Consider the following 21,707-nt stretch of genomic DNA (forward strand, 5'->3'; position numbering starts at 1 on the left):
ATTTATATAAAATTTAATAATGAACTTTATATTATGAAGCAAACTATTATAAGTGATTATTTTTGGATAGCCCGTCGTACAATTCTCCAAGTTCTACTTGCAGATAAGACAATAAGTTACTAATGAAATTATTTATAGATCATAACTTTAAAAACCTTATAAAATACCTTTAGTCTTTAAATATTCTTCTGCTTTTTCTATTCTTCGTCCATTATTTTCTACAAAGAGGTCATAGCGTCGCTTAATCCACATATAAGTTTTATCTCTAACATATGAATCATCTGCGCCCTGAATAAAAGGAACACAAGCAGTAAATGAGTCAAAGCTCAATAGAGCCTCAAAACATTCCAGTTGTTGAATGTCCTTTCTAGTAACGTTTACATAACCTTCTAACATATATTCTTTTAAATCAATACCAAACCATGAATAACAAAGAATTAATGTATTTGCAATATCATATCGACAATCAACAATCTTTGACTTTTCCCAATCCAAAATATACAGCTGTTTTTTATCAGTAAATATAACATTCCAAAAATGATAATCGCCATGATTAAGGCAAATATTATTAAAGTTAACCTCTTTAAATCTTCTACAGAGTGAATCAAGAATTTCTAAATATTCCATTTCCCCTAGATTTATTATTCTATTTTTTAGTGATTCTATATAATCATTAAAATACTTCTTTTGGCTTGTGTAGTAACCAGGAATTACCTCTTTAACTGGATTAATATCTAGGGAGTGAATATACCCAAGTGTCTCTCCAAATTTTTTCATCAAATATTCAAATTGTTCTTTATCATCTATGTAGATTCTATCGAGAGTTTCACCCCCAATCTTTTCCATAATAATTAAAGTCTTTTCTTCATCTTCAAAATATATTTCTGGAATATTTATATAATCGCTATTAAGATAACTTTTAAATATAGCCAGTTCTTTTTTATATTTTGTAACACCACTATTACCTTTATAAACCTTTGAATAATCCTTAAAAACAACATCCTTAGAGAATTCAAGTTGATTTATATAATATTTAAGATTAAACATAGCTATATCATTACTAAAGCCTTCATTAACGAATTATAGATTTGTCATTTCTATATCTACTTGCTCTTTAGTTTTCTTTTCAATTAATTTTTTTACATTTTCACTAAGTCTCTCCCTATCCATAGTCCTCCCCTCATATCTTAATACTTTATCAGCCATATCATATACCTATTAATATCTTCTATTTTCTCTGCTGTAATTTTATAAATTCATAATATAAATGTAAAAACCTAATAATTATACTCATGGTCACCAACCTTTATTTTTTGAATTAATGCCTCATCCTTCCATGATTTCCTTATTTCTATTAGATTTAAAACATTATATCTTCTCTTATCTAAAAAAGATATCATCTTATCATTATTAGGATTTACCCAATTATAAACTGTGTCTTCTCCTAGCTCTCTTGCAATAGTTTCCGCTTTTTCATATAACTTTGATGCCTATCCCCTTCTTCTTGAATCATGAGAAACAAATAAAGACTCAGCCCACACTACGCTATCATCAATTCTACAAACTAAATATCCTAATAACTCTTTCCTATCATCTTCTACAACAAATACAGGATATTTTGCCTCCATATATTCTTCAAACTCTTCTCTTCCTTGCTCAATATTAATAGATGATTTAATTTCCTTAAGTTCCTTTAGTTTTTCTCTAAACCTTGCTATCAATATTGATATTTTCTTTTCATCTTCAAATTTTGCTAATCTTATATCATAGTTTCCCCCTATGAAATCTAGTTTCAACATTTAGATATTTATATAAATCTAATACATTCTATTACTATTCTAGAAGCTAATTCCTAGATTTATTATAAATTATCTTCTGTCCTCAACTTTCATCATCAATATCTATAATTATTTTTCTACAATTAGAACATTTGTAGCTTTTTACCTTTGCTTCAGATAAAAGATTATTTTTATTTAATTTTTCTGATTCAAATACCCAAGCTTCTAAGATCGGCTCTATATTTTCCGGTAGCCATATTATTCCTTTCTGTACTCCATACCCTCCTCCGTAAATAAATCCGGAAATAAGTTTTTTACCGCAATATGGACAATTCATATTACACCCCCAAGATATTAATAAATTCATTGATATACTACATCTACTTTTGTGTATCCTGATAACTTATTTATAAATCTAATATTTTCTTTATTTTATAATTTACTAGCCTTTAACAACATCATAACCCAGTACCTCTAATTCATCAATAAATAAAATAATGTTCCACATGGAACATTATTTTATTTATTGATGAATTTCTATAATATGTACTTGCCTATATGAATATATATATTTTATATGAAATAATAATTCAAATACAGGGAGAATCTAAATGGGAAAGATAATAAAAGACCTTAACAAACTATTAAATCTTACGATTGTAATTATTATATTGATGTCATTAACCATATACGACATATATCCCGAAGCTATATATACATTTTCAAATAATCAGACAGCAATCGTATCAAAAGGACCAAAAGAGGAAAAGATTTTAGCCTTAAGTTTTGACGATGGACCTCATCCCAAATATACTGTTGAGATTCTTGATATACTAAAGGAATATAATATTAAAGCAACATTTTTCGTTCTAGGTATACATGCCGAATTATATCCAGATATAATAAATAGGCAAATATCAGAAGGACATGAAGTCGGTAACCATTCCTATTCCCATGTAAACATGAAAAAAGCATCAAAAAACGTAATTAAGGAGGAGTTTAAAAAAACACAAGACATAATTTATTCCATAAGTAATGTAAAACCTAAAGTCTTTAGACCTCCTTATGGTAATTATAATGATGAAGTAATTAAAATAGTCAGTAGTGATAATACCTCTATTGTTCTTTGGACTTTCTATCAAGATTCAAAGGATTGGAGCAATCCAGGAGTAGATTCAATAGTGAACACTACTTTATCAAAGGCACAAAATGGAGATATTATACTTTTTCATGATTATGTATATAAAGAGGAAAGTCATACTGTAGAGGCCTTAAAAATAATTTTGCCTAAATTAATTGATGAAGGATATAAATTTGTTACAATGTCTGAATTAATTAACATTACCGAAGAAAGAAAGGTGTTGAATAATTATAATTAAATTTTAACTGTATTCATTATATATAGTAAAAAGTCAGGGAGTATCCCTGACTTTATTTTGGTATTTTGACAACTACTTCTACATGGTCACCTTTATCTACCTCTTTATACTCAGCCTTAACACCAGTATCTTTAATTGCAGAAAAAGCCTTTTTAATTGTATTTAGATAAATTCTAATATTTATCATACTCTTAATGTTTTGTTTTACTTCATTATCCTCTCTCTTAGTTAAATCATCTAATATATCATTGACCAATTCCTCTGTCTTATTTACATTTAGCTCATTCTTTATTACTTTTTCTAAAATTTTTCTTTTTAAATCATCGTCAGCTAATTTTAATAATGCTCTTCCATGTCTCTCTGTAAGATTATATTCTAATAAATTTTTCTTAATATCCTCTGGTAATTTTAGAAGTCTTAATTTATTAGCAATTGTTGACTGATTTTTTCCCATTTTTTCAGCTATTTCTTGTTGAGTGAATCCATGGTCTTCTATTAAATTATTATATCCTTCAGCTTCTTCAATAAAATTTAAATCTTCTCTTTGTAAGTTCTCCATTAATGCAATTAGGGCAGATTCTTTATCCCTATAATCTACTATAATAGCTGGTATCTCATGAAGTTCAGCCAATTCCGAAGCTCTAAGTCGTCTTTCTCCAGCTATTAACTCATAAGAATCTTCCTTTATCTGTCTAACACTAATTGGCTGAATTACTCCATAAGATTTTATCGATTGACTTAATTCTTCTAATGATCTTTGATTGAAATCTTTTCTAGGTTGATATGGATTTGGTTTAATATCAGATATAGGAATATATTTGATTTCCGGTTGAAAATTTTTCATATGCATCCCTCTTCTCAATTGACTTTAATATATATTTCTATATTGAGCAGAATATTTCCTTCTTTATTGCCCAAGTTTTTTCCTACAAATTCTCCTATATTATAAGGGACTTTTCTTTGGTTTCCCTCCTCCCCTAGGATATTTTGTAGGAGTTTCTTGTATTTTGTGTATTATTATCAAAGAATGTATTATGTCAGAATTAGGAATCCTAACAATTTCCTTCTTTAAAATTTTTCCACCTAGAAGCTTTATTCCCTTTTCAGCTTCTTTAAGTTCTTCGTCTACTTCTGACCCTTTCATTGATATAAAGTATCCTCCTACTTTTACAAAGGGTAAAGAGTATTCTGAAAGAGTATCTAAAGAAGCTACTGCTCTAGATATACAAATATCATATTGTTCTCTGTATTTTGGTGTCCTACCAAATTCTTCTGCTCTACCATGTATAGCATCTATATTTTTTAGCTCTAAGGCTTTAATAACCTCATTTAAAAAAATAATTCTTTTATTTAGGCTATCCAGTAGAGTAACTTGAAGTTCATTATTGAAAATTTTAAGAGGTAAGCCTGGAAATCCTCCACCTGTACCTATATCTATTATCTTCTTTTTTCCCTCAAACAATTTTGTGATTATCGGTGTTAAACTGTCTAAAAAATGCTTTATATCTATTTCTTTATCATCAGTTATAGCAGTTATATTTATTTTTTCATTCCATTCTTTTAATAAGTCTTTATATTTAATGAAATGTTCCTTCTGTTTTACACTCAACTCAATCCCTAAATCTCCTAAACCCTCTATCAAGGTTTCAATATTACTCATCTATCCCTACCCTTTCTTCTCTTCTTTTATGCTCCATATAAATTAATAATACGTTTATATCTGAAGGTGAAACACCTGATATTCTAGAAGCTTGTCCTACAGAATCAGGTTTTATATTATTTAGCTTTTGTTTTGCTTCATTGCTTAAACCCTTTATCTCATTATAATCAATATCTTGACTTAATTTTTTATTTTCTAGTTTTTTAAATTGATCTATTTGTATCATTTGTTTCTTTATATAACCTTCGTATTTAATTTGAGTCTCTACTTGTAATCTAATTTCCCTCAATAAATCAGGTCTATCTGGATCAAGAACTGATAATACATCATATCCTAATTCAGGTCTTTTTATAAGTTCATAAATATTTGTAGGAGTATTTATTGGTGTACTGTTTAGACTCTCTATAATATTATTATTTTCTATTGTTGGATTTATTTGCACCCTTTTAAGTCTCTCAAGTTCTTTTTCTATAGACTCTTTCTTTGCAAGAGTCTTTCTATATCTTTCTTCTGTTACTAATCCTATTTTATATCCACGTTCTGTAAGCCTCAAATCAGCATTATCTTGCCTTAGAGTGAGTCTGTATTCAGCCCTTGATGTCATCATTCTATAAGGTTCCTCTGTACCCTTAGTGACTAAATCATCAATTAATACTCCAATATATGCCTCTGATCTATCAAGTATAAATGGTTCTTCACCTTTTATATTCAGAACAGCATTTATTCCTGCGATTAAGCCTTGAGATGCAGCCTCTTCATATCCTGATGAACCATTTATTTGACCTGCAAAGAAAAGATTATTTATTTCTTTATGCTCTAATGTCCTTTTCAATATTGTAGGATCTATTGAATCATATTCGATAGCATATGCAGATCTCATAAATCTCACATTTTCAAGCCCTATAATTTCCTTATACATCTCTAATTGTACTTCCTCTGGTAATGTAGAACTAACACCTTGTACATACATTTCCTTAGTAGATAAACCTTCTGGTTCTATAAATACTTGATGTTTATTTTTATCAGAAAACCTTACAACTTTATCTTCAATAGATGGGCAATATCTAGGCCCTACCCCATCAATATCACCTGCATACATGGGTGAACGATGTAAATTATTCCTTATAATTTCATGCATCTTTTCAGTAGTATATGTTAAATAACAAGGAACTTGTTCTTTATCAAATAACTTATCCATATTTAAGAAGGAAAAAGGTATAACTTCCTTATCTCCAGGCTGAATCTCCATCTTTGAATAATCTATACTATCTCTATGAACTCTAGCAGGTGTACCAGTCTTCATTCTTCTTAGATTGAATCCCTTCTCCTTCAGTGCATCTGATAAAAGTATAGAAGGAAACATTCCATCTGGTCCTGATTCATAATTGACTTCTCCCATGAATATTCTTCCCTTTAGATAGGTACCTGTTGCTAAAATTACAGCCTTACAATTATAAATAGCACCCGTTCTAGTTAAAACTCCTTTTACCTTATTACCTTCTAATAATATATCTATTATTTCTCCTTGTCTTAGAATCAAATTTGGTTCATCTTCTAATACTTTCTTCATTTCAGTATGATACATTTTTTTATCGGCTTGAACTCTTAGAGAATGAACAGCTGGTCCCTTAGAAGTATTTAACATTCTCGATTGAATAAATGATTTATCTATATTTAATGCCATTTCACCGCCAAGGGCATCTATTTCTCTTACCAAATGTCCCTTTCCTGTACCACCTATATTGGGATTACAAGATAAAGCTACGATAGAATCTAAGCTCATTGTCATTATCATAGTATTAATACCCATTCTACTACTTGCTAAAGCAGCTTCAACACCTGCATGTCCGGCACCTACTACTATAACATCATATTCTCCTGCAAAATATTTTTTTACTTCCTTCATAAATTTCACCTTTCTAAAATCAAGAGAATTTACTCTCTTCTACATAATTAATTCTTAACATTCAAATAAACTATAATCCACCTATCTCGCTAACGTGTAAGTTACAACCATACTATTATTTCTTCGCATTAGTTAATAATTCAAATTCCAGTCTTTTAATTGCTAATTGTGCAATGTGAATTGTGAATTACTTTCTACTTTCCTATACAGAACTCAGAAAATATTTTATCTAATATGTCTTCTCCAATGGTATCACCAGATATTTCTCCTAAGTTCTCCCAACAATTTTTCAAATCTACCTCTATACAATCTATTGGGACGCTTCCTTTTATATCTTCTATTGCTTGAGTTATGTTTTCTAAGGCCTTAATTAATTGATTTTTATGTCTTACATTAGTAACCACAGTATCTGAATAGATCTCAATTTCTCCACTGTAGAACATACTCTTTATACTTCTTTCCAATAAATCTACACCTATGCCAGATGTAATAGATGTGCTTATTATCTGCCTTTCATTTAAAAGAGATCTCAAATAAGATTCATTATATTTTGTAGGTAAATCTGTTTTATTTAAAAGAATTATACTTTTCTTATTCTTTATCAACTCTATTATTTCATAATCCTCATTAGATAATTCCCTTGAGGCATCAAATACTGCAATAATTAAATCCGCCTTTTCTACTGTTTCCTTAGCTCTATCTACCCCAATTTGTTCAACTAAATCATCAGTATTTCTTATTCCAGCTGTATCTATTATCCTAAGCGGTATTCCATCAATATTTACATATTCCTCTATAATATCTCTTGTAGTACCTGGTATATCTGTTACTATAGCTCGATTTTCTCTAAGAACTGCATTTAATAATGAGGACTTTCCAACATTTGGCTTCCCCAATATTACAGTATTTAATCCATCTCGAAGTATCTTACCTCTATCTGCTGTAGAAAGAAGTTTTTCAATTTCTTCCTTTACCCTGCTTCCACTTTCCTGCAAATCTTCATATGTGACTTCTTCAATATCTTCATCAGGAAAGTCTATAGAAACCTCAACATGAGCAATCATTTCTAACAATATATTTCTTATTTCCTTTATCTTTCTCGATAAAGAACCTTCCAGTTGATTCAAAGAAGCCTCAAAACTCTTATCAGTCTTAGCCCTAATCATATCTATTATAGCCTCTGCTTGAGATAAATCTAATCTCCCATTTAAGAATGCTCTTTTAGTAAATTCACCAGGCTCAGCTAATCTAGCACCATTATTTAATATCAACTCTAAGACCTTTCTTACAGAAATTATTCCACCATGACAATATACTTCCACCATATCTTCTCTAGTATAGGTATGGGGACCTTTCATATAAGATATTAAAACTTCATCTATTAACTGATTATTTTTTTTATCTACTATATGACCGTATATTAATTTTCTATTATAATCTTCATTTAATTCTTTAACCTTATTCCCTTTAAATATTATATTTCCAATATTTAAAGCATTCTTTCCACTAATTCTTACTATACCAATACCTGATTCTCCAACAGCAGTAGAAATAGCAGCAATAGTCATAATATCACCTCTTCTGCATCTATATATAAAGGCTAACATAAAGTTACAATTTTTTATTTAAAATTAAAAATTTGCCTTTTTGTTAACTCCAACTAATTGTAATATACCATTAATACTAAAATAATAAAACTACTTTAATCCAGTATTTATTATTCCAAAATCATTCATTTATATAAATTTTTGTAAATTTTTCTATATCATAAGAGAAACCCAGTATAGTACTGGGTTTTAGCTTTGTCTTGATTGAATAACTACTCTTCTATAAGGCTCATCACCTTCACTATAAGTAGTGATACCTTGAATATTCTGCAATGCAGAATGTATAATTCTTCTTTCATAAGGATTCATAGGTTCTAATTTTATTGGTCTTTTAACATATCTAGCTTTTTCAGCCATTTTATTGGCTAATCTTACTAGAGTTTCTTCTCTCTTAGCTCTATATCCTTCTGTATCCACTACAACTTTAATGTAACTATCTTTATTCTTATTTATAACTAGAGATAGTAAATATTGAATGGCATCAAGTGTATTTCCTCGCTTACCTATTAATATACCCATATCAGTAGAACTAATGTCTTTTATATCTACTATTAGGATATCTCCTTCTCTTTTTACTACATTAACTGCGGATATATTCATTGAACTTAACACTTTAGACAAAAAATTATCAGCTATTTCAATAGGGTCATATACAACAGAAACCCTAACCTTTGCATCTTTTCCACCAATTAATCCAAATAAACCTTTACTTGGCTCATCTATTATTTCTATTTTAACATCTTCTTTATTTGCATTCAACTCTATTAAAGCCTCTTTTATTGCCTCATCAACAGTTTTTGATACCTTAATAACAGACCTCATGACTTTAATTCTCCTCCTTAATCTTACCTAAAGACTTATTGGAAATTATCTGTTGTATAATTGAGAAAATATTACTTATTACCCAATATAATGCAAGTCCTGCTGCAAATCCTCTAGCAGCCATAAAAATCATTATAGGTAAAAACATATTCATCATTCTTTGAGTAGCCTGAGCCTGAGGATCTGTATTTGCTGACGTCATAGTTACACTTTGTAAATAAGTCGTTGCTGCAGCTAATAATGGTAATCCCCAAAGATAAGGATCTGGATTATTTAAATTTTTGATCCAAAAAAATGTTTTATTCATAGCCTCATAAACTGCTGGATCTTTAAAAGCAAAAGTAGTAGGGTTACCCATTACCTTAAAAAAAGCAATAATGATAGGAAATTGAATTAAAAGTACTAAACACCCAGAAGCTGGGTTATATTTATGTTCCTTATATAATTCTGCCATTTTTGCTTGAGCTGTTTGTGGATCATTTTTATATTTAGTTTGAATTTCTTTCATCTTTGGTTGAATTTCATTCATTTTCTTTGAAGATTTACTTTGATGTAAACTAACAGGTAAAAGTATAAGTTTAAATATTATTGTTGTTATAATTATAGCCATTGCGTAGAAAGAAAAATTTGCTGGCTCTGTTCCAATCATAGATACCATATCATAAATAAACTTTAGAAGTCCACCTAGTATATTACCTAAAAAAGCCGTCATTTATAAACCCCCTATCATTTAAGCGGATCATATCCTCCTTCATTAAACGGATGACATTTCAATATTCTTTTTATAGTTAAATAGGTCCCTTTTAAAAAACCATATTTATTATAAGCTTGTATAGAATAATCTGAACATGTTGGATAAAATCTGCAGTTTTTCCTAGTTAGTATATATTTCGATATAATATTCTGATAAATTTTAATTAAAAAAATAGCAAATTTAGCCATTGCTATCACTTTGGCTTATAAATACACCTGCTAATTTTAGAATATGAAGCATTGCACTCTCTAACTCTTTATACGAAATATCTACCACATTCTTTTTAGGTATAAAAATTAAATCATAATTACCTCTTATACTACTAAAATTTAGTCTATAGATTTCTTTCATTCTTCTTCTTATTTTATTCCTAACGACCGAATTTCCGATTTTCTTAGTAATAGAATAACCTACCCTAGTATTTCCAACATTATTTTTCTTTACATAAAGAACTAAATTTCTATTCCAATAATTCTTTCCACCACTATAGACTCTTTTAAACTCCATATTACTTCTCAATCTAAAAATTTTATCCATTGCATTTGCTCCCTTTATCCAAATAAATGGCCTCAAAATCCAATATTTGATGAAAAAATCAAACAATCGTTATAAAAAGGCCACCTTATTAGCGGCCTTATGCAGTTAATTTTTTTCTACCTCTTCTTCTTCTTGCTTTTATAATTTCTCTACCTGATCTAGTCTTCATTCTTTTTCTAAATCCATGCTCTCTGCTTCTTTGTCTTTTCTTTGGCTGATAAGTTCTTTTCATTTAGAAACACCTCCTTCGATAATATACCTTCAGAAATATATAAATAATATAGAGTTTTCCCACAAGAAAACATAAATACTACTAATGATTATATTTATTTGTACTAGATATGTCAAGAATTTTCAACAAAACTGAAGCTATAAAAAGTTATTAACAATTTATTTAACTTGTGGATAATTTTGTTGAATATATTCTTAAATTTTGATATTATTAAATAGCATGTGGATATTATTTTAAACTTATCAATACCTAAAAGTTATACACATTTTGTGGATAGTTTGTGTATAACTTTCAATATTATTTTTTAAATTTTATTAAAACAGTGTATTTACCTATTCTTTTATCCACATTTTTATTCTTCTTAAATATGTTGATAAGTTGATATTTTGCTAATTTATTTTATTAATAACATTTTATTAATAGTTTATCCACAAATAACATTTTCCAAACTTAATTATTTTTACATATATATTTTTCTTTTTTTGTTGATAACTATGTTTATAACTTTTATAAATAAGTTTATTTTTTTTTCTATTGGCAATAATTTTAATGAATAGGAGGTAAAAAGATGGCTTCAAGTTTAGATAATATTTGGAATGAAGTGTTGAATCTAATTAAAGTTGAATTAACTGAAGTTAGCTTTAATACTTGGTTAAAAACAATAGAACCTATTAGTATTTCTTCCAATAAAGTAATCCTAGCCGCCCCTAATGAATTTACAAAGGGAATTTTGGTAGGAAGATATCTAAATCTAATAAAAAATGCTTTTTCTCATGTTACTGAGGAAGAATTTGATATTCAATTTATTATACCTGGAGAAGAATATTCTCTAAATGTAGGACAACCCATAGTACAAGAGGTCAATGATAGTAATCAAAGATCCCAATTAAATCCAAAATATACCTTTGATACATTTGTAATAGGTAACAGTAATCGTTTTGCACATGCTGCTTCCCTAGCCGTAGCTGAAGCACCAGCACAAGCCTATAATCCATTATTTCTATATGGAGGAGTAGGACTTGGAAAAACTCACTTGATGCATGCAATTGGTCATTATACACTTAGCCAGAATCCCAACTCAAAAGTAGTATATGTTACATCAGAAAAATTTACAAATGAACTTATCAACTCTATAAGAGAATATAGAAATGAAGAGTTTAGAAATAAATATAGAAATATAGATGTACTCCTAATAGATGATATTCAATTTATTGCAGGTAAAGAGGGAACTCAAGAAGAATTTTTCCATACTTTTAATGCCTTACATGAAGCTAATAAACAAATAATTATATCTAGTGATAGGCCGCCTAAGGAAATTCCTACATTAGAAGATAGACTTAGATCTAGATTTGAATGGGGATTAATTGCTGATATTCAGCCGCCAGATCTAGAAACTAGAATCGCAATACTTAGAAAAAAAGCTAATGTTGAGAATATTAAGGTTAGTGATAATGTAATGCTCTATATAGCTTCGAAAATTCAATCAAATATTAGGGAACTTGAAGGAGCATTGATAAGAGTAGTAGCTTATTCCTCTCTAACAAATAGCGAAGTTACCGAAGAATTAGCTGAAGAGGCTTTAAAAGATATATTATCAAGTAATAAGTCCATAGAAATCACCGTTGAACTAATAAAAGAAATGGTATCTAAAAATTTTAAAGTTAAAATTGATGACTTTAACTCTAAAAAGAGGACTAGGGCTATAGCATATCCTAGACAAATTGCTATGTATCTAACTAGAGAATTAACAGATTTATCACTACCTAAAATAGGAGAGGAATTTGGAGGTAGAGATCACACAACTGTTATACATGCATATGACAAAATAAGCACAGATATAAATGAAAGTTCAGAATTAAAAAGAAAAATCGATGATATAGTAAAAGAATTAAAAGGATAATTTATTAATTAATGTGGATATCTTTTATGCTTTCCAAATACTTATCCACATGTTATTAAGTTGATAAAAGATTTGATATTTCTATCAATCAATAATTATCCACATAATCACAGCCCCTACTACTATTACTACTATATATTTTATATTCTTTCTATATCTGGGAAAAAAAGGAGGTCTAAATAAATGAAAATAAAAGTAAACCAAAAAGACTTAGCTAAACATATAAATATTGCACAAAAAGGGATATCTTCAAGAACTACTTTACAAATATTAGACGGAATATTGTTAGAAGCACATAAGGATAAATTAAAACTTACAGGAACAGATTTGGAAATAAGTATAGAAACCTATGTTAATTGTGAAATAGAAAGAGAAGGTTCTATTGTAGTTAATTCTAGAATATTTGGGGATATAATTAAAAAACTTCCAGATGCTTCTATTTATATAGATGTTGATAATAACAATATTAATATTAAATGTGAAAACTCAGAATTTAATATATTAGGTAATTCATCTAAAGAATATCCAGATTTACCTATAGTTTTAGAACATACTACATTTCAATTGCCGAATGATTTATTTAAATCTGCCATAAGACAAACAGTCTTTGCTACAACTCAAGATGAAACAAGACCATCTCTTACAGGAGTACTATTTGAAATAATAGATAGTAACATTTCTTTCGTAGCTTTAGATGGATATAGATTAGCTTTAAGAAAGTTACCTATACAATCAGATGTGGAAATTAAGATAATAATACCAGGTAGGGCTTTAAATGAGATAAATAAAATAGTAGAAGATAATGAAAGTAATATGGAAATCGCAGCTGCACCTGGGCATGTAGTATTTAATATAGGAGATACTATAGTATATTCAAGATTATTAGAAGGACAGTTCTTTAATTATAAAGAAATTATAAGGAAAGATCATAAAACATCTGCAATAGTAAATAAAAAGGCATTTCAAGATAGTCTTGAAAGAGCGTCATTGCTTGCAAAAGAAGAAAAGGCAAATTTAGTTAAGTTAAGCATAATAGATGGACAAATATTAATAAAATCTAATTCTGAAATAGGAAATGTAAATGAAATGATAATGGCTCAAGCCAATGGAGAAAATATAAATATTGCCTTTAACTCAAGATATATATTAGAAGGTATAAAAGTAATCGATGCAGAGGAAATAAAGTTAAATTTCATGGGAAGTTTAAATCCATGTATTATAAAACCTTTGCAAGATGAAAACTATACTTATTTAGTCTTGCCAGTGCGTCTTGCACAAGATGATTTTTAGAGGAGAGATAATCTATGAAAGAAATATCTATAGAAACTGATTATATTAAATTAGATCAGTTCTTAAAGCTTGCAGGTATTACACAAACTGGTGGTCAAGCAAAGATTATGATTAGTGAAGGTAGTATAATAGTCAATAATGAAGTTACATTACAAAGAGGAAAAAAAATAAGGAAAAATGATATTATTGAAATTAAAGGTTATGGATCTTTTGTTGTGATATAATATTATTTACCTTAAGGGGTGTTTTTTTTGCATGTAAAAAATATTAGACTTATAAATTTTAGAAATTATTATAGTCTAAACATAGACCTGAATAAAAAGACAAATATTTTTATAGGAAAAAATGCTCAGGGGAAAACTAATTTACTTGAAGCAGTATATATTTGTGCAACAGGAAGATCCTTTAGAACAAATAGGGATAAAGAGATAATCAATTTTAATAAAAATGAAGCTTATGTTGGAGCACAAATGAATATAGGGAAGCAGGAAAAATTTATTGAAATAAAATTAGAGAGAGAAAAAGCAAAAAGAATTAGAGTAAATAAGACTGAACTAAAGAATTATAAAGAACTCTATAGTGGATTAAATGTGGTTATTTTCTCACCTGAAGATTTAAAACTTGTAAAGGAAGGACCAGGAGAGAGAAGAAATTTTTTAGATATGGAGATTTCTCAAATAAGGCCTGTATATAACTTTAATATAAATAGATATAATAAAATATTGTTTCAAAGAAACAATTTGTTAAGATCAAGTAAGTTTCAAACGAATATATCTAGTCTTTTAGAAATATTTGACTTACAGCTTGCAAAAATAGGTACAGATATAATTTTAGAAAGAGATAAATATGTACAAGAACTTTCTAAGATATCTAGTATTACTCATAATAAAATAACCCTATCTCGAGAAAATCTAGAATTAAAGTATTTATCTAATATTGAAATATTAGATAATAAAATAGAAATGGAAAAAAATTATTTAAATAAGCTTAAAAAGTATATAGATAAGGATATAGAAGCAGCTTCTACACAATTAGGACCTCATAGAGACGATATATTGATGACAATAAATGATAAGGAGCTTAAGACATATGGATCTCAAGGTCAGCAAAGAACTGTAGTATTATCTATAAAACTATCTGAAGTAGAATTAATAAAAAAGCAGAGAGGAATTTATCCAGTATTACTTTTAGATGATGTTTTTTCTGAATTAGATGAAGAGAGAAGAAAGTATTTAATTAAATCTTTCCAAGATATGCAGACATTAATAACAGTAACAGATGCCATAGACCTAAAAGAAATGGAAACAATCGAAAAATCTATATTTTATATAGAAGAGGGGAAATTAATGTAGATAGGAGTCATAGGATGATTATTCATATAGGTGAAAATAACTATATATTTGAAAAAAATATAATAGCTATACTAGATAAAAAAGCTGCTGAAGGTACAAAAAAAACTAGGGAATTTATAAATAAATTAATAGAAGATAATTGTGTAATTGGTTCTTTAGATCAAAATACAAAATCCTATATAGTTGTATCAGATAATAATAAGACAATAGTTTATACATCAAACATATCTTCGAAAGCACTATCAAATAGAAATATTTACGAATAGATAATATTAGATTGGAGGTAATTTAATGGCCAATGAAAAAAATGGGATAAACGGTAACAATGATAGACATTATACAGCTCAAGATATCCAAGTACTTACAGGTCTAGAGCCAGTAAGAAAAAGACCAGGTATGTATATAGGCAGTACAGGACCAAAAGGACTTCACCATTTAGTATATGAAGTAGTAGATAATAGTATAGATGAGGCTTTAGCGGGAATTTGTGACACCATCAGGGTCACTATTTTTGATGATAACTCAGTAAAGGTATCAGATAATGGTAGTGGAATACCAGTTGAAAAACATCCACAAACAGGAAAATCCACTGTAGAGACTGTTTTAACTATATTACATGCAGGTGGTAAGTTTAATAATGGTGCATATAAAGTATCCGGTGGGCTGCATGGTGTTGGGGTTTCTGTAGTAAATGCACTATCTGAGTGGCTAGTAGCTAAGGTAAGAAGAAATGGTAAAGAATATATGCAAAAATTTGAAAGAGGATTAGCAAAAACAGAACTTGAAACTATAGGAGAGTCTGATGAAACAGGTACAACTATCCATTTCAAACCAGATGCAGAAATATTTGAGACTATAATATTTAGTTTTGAAACCTTAGAACATAGATTTAGAGAAATGGCATTTTTAAATAAAGGAATCAAAATTATATTAGAAGATGAGAGGGAAGGAAAAACAAAAGAATTCCATTATGAAGGTGGAATAAAGTCTTTCGTAGAGTATATAAACAAAAATAAAACTCCTATACAAAAAGATATAGTATATTATGAGGGAGAAAAAGATGGAACAACTGTAGAATTAGCATTACAATATACTGATGGATATACAGAAAATATATTTACCTTTGCAAATAATATAAACACTCCAGAGGGTGGAACACATTTATCAGGATTTAGAACAGCTTTAACTAGGGTCATGAATGACTATGGTAGAAAGTATGGAATTATAAAAGAAAAAGAGGAGAATCTTAGCGGAGATGATGTAAGAGAGGGTTTGACAGGTATATTATCAGTCAAGTTAATGGAACCCCAATTTGAAGGTCAAACTAAAAGTAAACTAGGAAATAGTGAGACAAGAGGTATAGTTGAAACTTTAACATATGACTATTTAAATATATATTTAGAAGAAAATCCTAGAGAGGCAAAAATAATATTAGAAAAAGCCATATCTTCTCAAAGGGCAAGAGAAGCCGCTAGAAAGGCAAGAGATTTAACTAGAAGAAAGAGCGTATTAGAGAATACTACATTACCTGGGAAATTAGCAGATTGTCAAGATTCTGATTTAGAGACTACAGAGATATATCTAGTAGAGGGAAATTCAGCTGGTGGTAGTGCAAAGCAAGGTAGAGATAAGAAATTTCAGGCTATATTACCCCTAAGAGGAAAGATATTAAATGTAGAGAAGGCTAGATTAGATAAGATATTAAGTTCAGAGGAAATAAAAATTATGATTACAGCCTTTGGAACAGGTATTGGTGAAGATTTTAATATAGAAAAATTAAGATATGGAAAAATAATATTGATGACTGATGCCGACGTAGATGGCGCGCATATTAGAACTTTACTATTAACTTTCTTCTATAGATATATGAAAGAGTTAATAGATAATGGGCATATATATATTGCTCAGCCACCACTTTATAAAGTAACTAAAAGTAGACAGGAACATTATGTATATAGTGATAAGGAATTAGATGATTTGTTAGAGGAAATAGGTAGATCTAACTATGCTATTCAAAGATATAAAGGTCTTGGAGAAATGAATCCAGAACAACTTTGGGATACAACTATGAATCCAGAAACAAGAACACTATTAAAAGTAACTTTAGAGGATGCTGTGGCAGCTGATGAAGTATTTACAACTTTAATGGGTGATAAAGTACAACCAAGAAGAGAATTTATTGAAGAGAATGCTAAGTTTGTAAAAAATTTAGATATATAGGAGGTCAAGTATGGATAGAGAATTTGACAATATAGTAGAAATAAATATTGAACAGGAAATGAAGAAATCCTACTTAGACTATTCCATGAGTGTAATTATGAGCCGTGCTTTACCAGATGTACGTGATGGACTAAAGCCTGTTCATAGAAGGATAATCTATGCTATGGATGAGCTTGGTATGGGGCCAGATAAACCTTACAGAAAGTCTGCTAGGGTTGTCGGGGACGTACTAGGTAAGTATCATCCTCATGGGGATAGCTCAGTTTATGATGCAATGGTAAGACTTGCACAGGATTTCAATATTAGATATCCGTTAGTAGATGGTCATGGAAACTTTGGATCTATAGATGGTGATGAAGCTGCTGCTATGCGTTATACAGAGGCGAGAATGACTAAACTTGCGATGGAAATGCTAAGGGATATAGGAAAAGATACTATAGATTATAGACCAAACTTTGATGAAACGTTAAAAGAGCCTGTAGTTTTACCAAGCAGATTTCCTAATTTATTAGTTAATGGTTCTTCAGGTATAGCTGTAGGAATGGCAACAAATATTCCTCCTCATAATCTAAAAGAAGTAATAGATGGTGCTATAGTACTTATAGATAATCCTGATGCTGATGTTGAAGAATTAATGACATCAATAAAAGGACCAGATTTTCCAACAGCCGGTCATATAATGGGTAAAGAGGGTATAAAATCTGCTTATAAAACAGGAAGAGGTAAAATAACAGTAAGAGCAGTTACTGAAATAGAAGAAACAAATAAGGGAAGACATAGAATCATAGTAACTGAACTTCCTTACCAAGTTAATAAAGCTAATTTAATTGAAAAGATAGCTGAATATGTTAGAGATAAAAAATTAGAAGGAATATCTGATCTAAGGGATGAATCTGATAGAGAAGGTATGAGAGTAGTTATAGAGATTAAAAGAGATGCAAATCCAAATGTAGTATTAAATAATCTATATAAGCATACTCAATTACAAACTACTTTTGGAGTAATAATGCTGGCTTTAGTAAATGATGAACCAAAAATCCTTGATCTAAAGCAAATGTTGACTCATTATATAGCTCATCAAAAAGATATAATAACTAGAAGAACTCAATATGACTTAGCTAAGGCAGAAGAAAGAGCTCACATAGTAGAAGGATTAAAAATAGCATTAGATAATATAGATGAGGTAATACGTATAATAAGGTCATCTAAGACTGAAGCTATAGCAAAAGAAGCTTTAATGGATAGCTTTGGGTTATCAGATAAGCAGTCTCAGGCAATATTAGATATGAGACTTAGACGTCTGACAGGTCTGGAAAGAGAAAAATTAGAAGAAGAATATGAAGCATTGATAAAAGAGATTAATAGGTTTAGAGAAATACTAGCTAATGAAAGATTAGTATATCAAATAATTAAAGAAGAACTAATTGAAATAAAAGAAAAGTATGGAGATCCAAGAAGAACTAGAATAATGCCTTCTGCTGATGAGATAGATATAGAAGATATGATTGAAGAAGAAGATGTTGTAATTACATTAACTCATTTCGGTTATATAAAGAGAACTCCGGAGTATACTTATAAGACTCAGAAAAGAGGCGGAAAGGGAATAGTAGCTTTAACGACTAGGGAAGAAGATTTCGTAGAGGACCTATATATTACTTCAACTCATGATACAATATTGTTCTTTACTAATAAAGGTAAAGTGTTCTCCTTAAAGGCATACGAGATTCCTGAAGGTGGTAGACAGGCAAAAGGAACAGCTATAATAAATCTATTAAATCTAACAGGTGATGAAAAGGTAAATGCTATAGTACCTATAGATAAGAATACTACAGAGAGTAATCTTGTTTTCATTACTAAAGAAGGTATCATTAAAAAGACCAGCTTAGATAATTTTGAAAATATCAGAAAGAATGGTATTATAGCTATTAGTCTAAGGGATAGTGATGAATTAATAGGTGTTAGAAAAACAAATGGAAATAGAGAAATGATTGTAGTAACTAAAAAAGGTATGTCTATCAGATTTGATGAAAATGATGTTAGAGAAATGGGAAGATCTGCCATGGGAGTAAAAGCCATTAGTCTAAGAAATAATGATCAGGTTGTAGCTATGGAATTAGTTGAAGAAGGTAAGAAGTTATTAGTTATTTCAGAATATGGATTTGGAAAGAGAACTTCACTAGATGAGTATAAAATTCAAAATAGGGGAGGAAAAGGACTAATAACTTATAACATAAAAGAAAAAACTGGTGATATAGTTTCAGCTAAGGTTGTAGATGATAATGATGAATTATTGATAATTTCATTTACGGGTACAATTATTAGACTTATAGCTAAAGATATTTCTATCATGGGTAGAAGTACCCAAGGAGTTACTCTCATGAAGATGAAAGATGATAGGGTAGTAGCTGTAGCAAAATATGTAGAAGAAGAATAATGTAATAATCAATTATAATCCTTTATTTCGTTCAGGTATTTTTATACTGAATGGATAAAGGATTTCTTTTTAGGTAAAAATTTCTAAATCCGGGTATTTTGCTTTACATTAAACTATTTTTATTATAAAATTAATACATATTGTTATGTAGATAAAGGAGGGTTTGTAATGTCTCTAAATATACAAGTAAAGTTTGATGAGAGAGAAAATCAGTGGGTATTTTTGCCAGAGGGAGAAATAGATATCTATACTTCTCCAAAATTTAAAGAGGAGATATTGAAACATTTTAGTAGTAAGCAAACAGATATATTAATAGATGGAGAAAATCTAAATTATGTCGATAGTACGGGACTAGGAGCGTTAATATCTATTTTGAAAAAGCTTAAAGATAATGAATACAAAATTTATTTATCAAATATTAAGCCAAATATAAGAAAAATATTTGATATTACAGAATTAGATAAGTTGTTTATTATAAGAGGTGAAAAGGATGAATAAGGATGTAATAAGTTTCACAATACCTAGAAAGCCAGACTATATTAGCTTAGTTAGGCTTACTACCTCAGGAATAGCACATAGTATGGGATTAAATGTAGATGACATAGAGGATATTAAAGTTTCTATAGGAGAAGCTTGTGTTAACTCCCTTATGCTAAGCGATGGAGAAGAAATATCTTTAGTATTTGAAATAGATGAAGAAAAATTATCTATAGAGGTAACAAATGTTAGTGAAAATATACCTGAAGACTTGGATGAAAGAAAAGAAAGAGAATTAGGTTTATTAATTATAAAGTCATTGATGGATGAAGTTGTATTTAATGGAGACGGAATAAAAATGATCAAGTATATAGAGGATGATGATCAATGACTAATAAGGGGCAAGATGAAAGAGAAAATAAAGAATTAAAAGACAAAACAGAGATTAAAAACTTATTTAAATCCTATAGTCAAAATAAGGATAAGGATACTAGAGATAAATTAATTGAAAAACATATATATATAGCGGAGATTTTATCAAAAAAATATGCAAATAGGGGTATAGAATATGACGATATATATCAAGTGGCTTGTATTGGACTTATATATGCTATAGATAGATATGATATAGATAAAGGTTATGAATTTTCTAGCTTTGCAACTCCAACTATAATAGGAGAAATAAAGAAATATTTCAGAGATAAGGGGTGGACCATAAGAGTACCTAGAAGAATACAAGAATTATCTAAGAAGATAAATAATGCAAAGGTATTTTTATCCCAACAATTACAAAGGTCACCTACAGTTGAAGATATAGCAAATTATCTAAAATGTTCAGAAGAAGAGATATTAGAGGCCATGGAAGCAAGTAAGGTATATACTCCTCAATCTTTAGATGTGACTTATGATTCAAACAATGAAGATAAAGATGTTAATTTAGCAGACCTAATTGGAGAAGAGGATCACTATTTTAGTAGAATTGAGAATAATGATTTTTTAGTTAAGACTATGGAGAAGTTAAATGATGTAGAAAAACAAATATTGATTGAAAGATATTTTAATAAAAAAACTCAAGTTTCTATAGCTAAAATGCTAGATATATCTCAAATGACAGTATCTAGGATAGAAAAAAGAGTTTTAGAAAAGCTAAGGAAAGAAATAGAAAGAACAATGATATAACAATTAATAATGTATTATTATAAAATAATCTTTGAATTTATTCAAAGATTATTTATTAAAAAGCTACTAAAACCAATATTTCTAAAGAAAATAAAACTTTTTTAAAATAAGTATTGACTTTAGTTACTAAAGAGAGTATTATAGTAAAAGTCGGCTGCGACATTGAACAAAACAAATCAA

23 protein-coding genes are annotated in these 21,707 nt (G+C 29.0%); 11 read left to right on the forward strand and 12 right to left on the reverse strand.

All coding sequences use genetic code 11. The features are described 5' to 3' along the window. Positions 1–156 precede the first annotated feature (156 nt). From RDK80_RS18165 to RDK80_RS18175, 3 genes are all read right to left on the reverse strand, one after another. Positions 157–1,047 (reverse strand): aminoglycoside phosphotransferase family protein, encoded by an 891-nt coding sequence (locus tag RDK80_RS18165; protein ID WP_308525095.1) that lies wholly within the window; start codon positions 1,045–1,047, stop codon positions 157–159. A gap of 443 nt (positions 1,048–1,490) precedes the next feature. After that, positions 1,491–1,799 carry a GNAT family N-acetyltransferase gene (locus tag RDK80_RS18170; RefSeq protein ID WP_308525096.1) on the reverse strand — a complete coding sequence of 103 codons (309 nt, stop codon included), beginning with the start codon at positions 1,797–1,799 and terminating at the stop codon, positions 1,491–1,493. A gap of 82 nt (positions 1,800–1,881) precedes the next feature. Further along, positions 1,882–2,115, reverse strand: coding sequence for a PF20097 family protein (locus RDK80_RS18175; RefSeq protein ID WP_308525097.1), 234 nt, complete (start codon positions 2,113–2,115; stop codon positions 1,882–1,884). Between the two features lie 274 nt (positions 2,116–2,389). On the opposite strand from RDK80_RS18175, the gene RDK80_RS18180 reads away from it, so the two are divergent. Continuing rightward, entirely contained in the window at positions 2,390–3,157 is a 768-nt protein-coding gene (locus RDK80_RS18180; RefSeq protein WP_235601429.1) for a polysaccharide deacetylase family protein, read from the forward strand. 52 nt (positions 3,158–3,209) lie between these two features. Here RDK80_RS18180 and noc read toward each other — a convergent pair whose 3' ends face one another. The 9 genes from noc to rpmH form a co-directional block, all read right to left on the reverse strand. Then, a complete protein-coding gene (gene noc, locus RDK80_RS18185) occupies positions 3,210–4,001 on the reverse strand; it encodes a nucleoid occlusion protein (RefSeq protein WP_094904230.1) in 792 nt (263 codons plus the stop codon). A gap of 99 nt (positions 4,002–4,100) precedes the next feature. Then, positions 4,101–4,817: a 16S rRNA (guanine(527)-N(7))-methyltransferase RsmG gene (gene rsmG / locus RDK80_RS18190; RefSeq protein WP_094904229.1), complete on the reverse strand. Its 717-nt coding sequence runs from the start codon at positions 4,815–4,817 to the stop codon at positions 4,101–4,103. Then, positions 4,810–6,723, reverse strand: coding sequence for a tRNA uridine-5-carboxymethylaminomethyl(34) synthesis enzyme MnmG (gene mnmG / locus RDK80_RS18195; protein ID WP_094904228.1), 1,914 nt, complete (start codon positions 6,721–6,723; stop codon positions 4,810–4,812). Before mnmG ends, rsmG begins: the two co-directional genes overlap by 8 nt. A gap of 194 nt (positions 6,724–6,917) precedes the next feature. Continuing rightward, positions 6,918–8,291: a tRNA uridine-5-carboxymethylaminomethyl(34) synthesis GTPase MnmE gene (gene mnmE / locus RDK80_RS18200; RefSeq protein WP_094904227.1), complete on the reverse strand. Its 1,374-nt coding sequence runs from the start codon at positions 8,289–8,291 to the stop codon at positions 6,918–6,920. A 228-nt stretch (positions 8,292–8,519) separates the two neighbouring features. Continuing rightward, positions 8,520–9,152 carry an RNA-binding cell elongation regulator Jag/EloR gene (gene jag, locus RDK80_RS18205; RefSeq protein ID WP_094904226.1) on the reverse strand — a complete coding sequence of 211 codons (633 nt, stop codon included), beginning with the start codon at positions 9,150–9,152 and terminating at the stop codon, positions 8,520–8,522. 4 nt (positions 9,153–9,156) lie between these two features. Next, the gene (locus RDK80_RS18210; protein ID WP_094904225.1) at positions 9,157–9,864 is read right to left on the reverse strand and encodes a YidC/Oxa1 family membrane protein insertase; all 708 of its coding nucleotides are present in this window, start codon (positions 9,862–9,864) and stop codon (positions 9,157–9,159) included. A 14-nt stretch (positions 9,865–9,878) separates the two neighbouring features. Continuing rightward, on the reverse strand, positions 9,879–10,094 hold the full coding sequence (gene yidD, locus RDK80_RS18215; RefSeq protein ID WP_094904224.1) for a membrane protein insertion efficiency factor YidD: 216 nt from the start codon (positions 10,092–10,094) through the stop codon (positions 9,879–9,881). Next, positions 10,087–10,443: a ribonuclease P protein component gene (rnpA, locus tag RDK80_RS18220; RefSeq protein ID WP_094904241.1), complete on the reverse strand. Its 357-nt coding sequence runs from the start codon at positions 10,441–10,443 to the stop codon at positions 10,087–10,089. The genes yidD and rnpA overlap by 8 nt, the downstream gene beginning before the upstream one ends. Before the next feature lie 97 nt (positions 10,444–10,540). After that, complete coding sequence (gene rpmH, locus RDK80_RS18225; RefSeq protein ID WP_072977524.1) at positions 10,541–10,675, reverse strand: 50S ribosomal protein L34; 135 nt, start codon at positions 10,673–10,675, stop codon at positions 10,541–10,543. 568 nt (positions 10,676–11,243) lie between these two features. Here rpmH and dnaA point away from each other — a divergent pair. The 10 genes from dnaA to RDK80_RS18275 all read left to right on the forward strand — a co-directional run bounded on the left by dnaA (position 11,244) and on the right by RDK80_RS18275 (position 21,527). Continuing rightward, positions 11,244–12,575 (forward strand): chromosomal replication initiator protein DnaA, encoded by a 1,332-nt coding sequence (dnaA, locus tag RDK80_RS18230; protein WP_308525098.1) that lies wholly within the window; start codon positions 11,244–11,246, stop codon positions 12,573–12,575. 183 nt (positions 12,576–12,758) lie between these two features. After that, on the forward strand, positions 12,759–13,865 hold the full coding sequence (gene dnaN / locus RDK80_RS18235; RefSeq protein WP_308525099.1) for a DNA polymerase III subunit beta: 1,107 nt from the start codon (positions 12,759–12,761) through the stop codon (positions 13,863–13,865). A gap of 14 nt (positions 13,866–13,879) precedes the next feature. Further along, the gene (locus RDK80_RS18240; RefSeq protein WP_308525100.1) at positions 13,880–14,089 is read left to right on the forward strand and encodes an RNA-binding S4 domain-containing protein; all 210 of its coding nucleotides are present in this window, start codon (positions 13,880–13,882) and stop codon (positions 14,087–14,089) included. A gap of 27 nt (positions 14,090–14,116) precedes the next feature. Further along, on the forward strand, positions 14,117–15,217 hold the full coding sequence (gene recF, locus RDK80_RS18245; protein ID WP_216556609.1) for a DNA replication/repair protein RecF: 1,101 nt from the start codon (positions 14,117–14,119) through the stop codon (positions 15,215–15,217). 14 nt (positions 15,218–15,231) lie between these two features. Then, complete coding sequence (remB, locus tag RDK80_RS18250; RefSeq protein ID WP_094904221.1) at positions 15,232–15,483, forward strand: extracellular matrix regulator RemB; 252 nt, start codon at positions 15,232–15,234, stop codon at positions 15,481–15,483. Between the two features lie 25 nt (positions 15,484–15,508). Then, positions 15,509–17,437: a DNA topoisomerase (ATP-hydrolyzing) subunit B gene (gene gyrB / locus RDK80_RS18255; protein WP_308525101.1), complete on the forward strand. Its 1,929-nt coding sequence runs from the start codon at positions 15,509–15,511 to the stop codon at positions 17,435–17,437. Between the two features lie 10 nt (positions 17,438–17,447). Further along, entirely contained in the window at positions 17,448–19,871 is a 2,424-nt protein-coding gene (gene gyrA / locus RDK80_RS18260; RefSeq protein WP_094904219.1) for a DNA gyrase subunit A, read from the forward strand. Between the two features lie 168 nt (positions 19,872–20,039). Then, the gene (locus RDK80_RS18265) at positions 20,040–20,369 is read left to right on the forward strand and encodes an STAS domain-containing protein (protein WP_094904218.1); all 330 of its coding nucleotides are present in this window, start codon (positions 20,040–20,042) and stop codon (positions 20,367–20,369) included. After that, complete coding sequence (locus RDK80_RS18270) at positions 20,362–20,739, forward strand: ATP-binding protein (protein WP_094904217.1); 378 nt, start codon at positions 20,362–20,364, stop codon at positions 20,737–20,739. The genes RDK80_RS18265 and RDK80_RS18270 overlap by 8 nt, the downstream gene beginning before the upstream one ends. Further along, entirely contained in the window at positions 20,736–21,527 is a 792-nt protein-coding gene (locus RDK80_RS18275) for a SigB/SigF/SigG family RNA polymerase sigma factor (RefSeq protein WP_216556619.1), read from the forward strand. The genes RDK80_RS18270 and RDK80_RS18275 overlap by 4 nt, the downstream gene beginning before the upstream one ends. The last annotated feature ends 180 nt before the right edge of the window (positions 21,528–21,707 follow it).

The organism is uncultured Tissierella sp., assembly GCF_902479755.1.
In the GTDB taxonomy this organism is placed as follows: domain Bacteria; phylum Bacillota; class Clostridia; order Tissierellales; family Tissierellaceae; genus Tissierella; species Tissierella carlieri.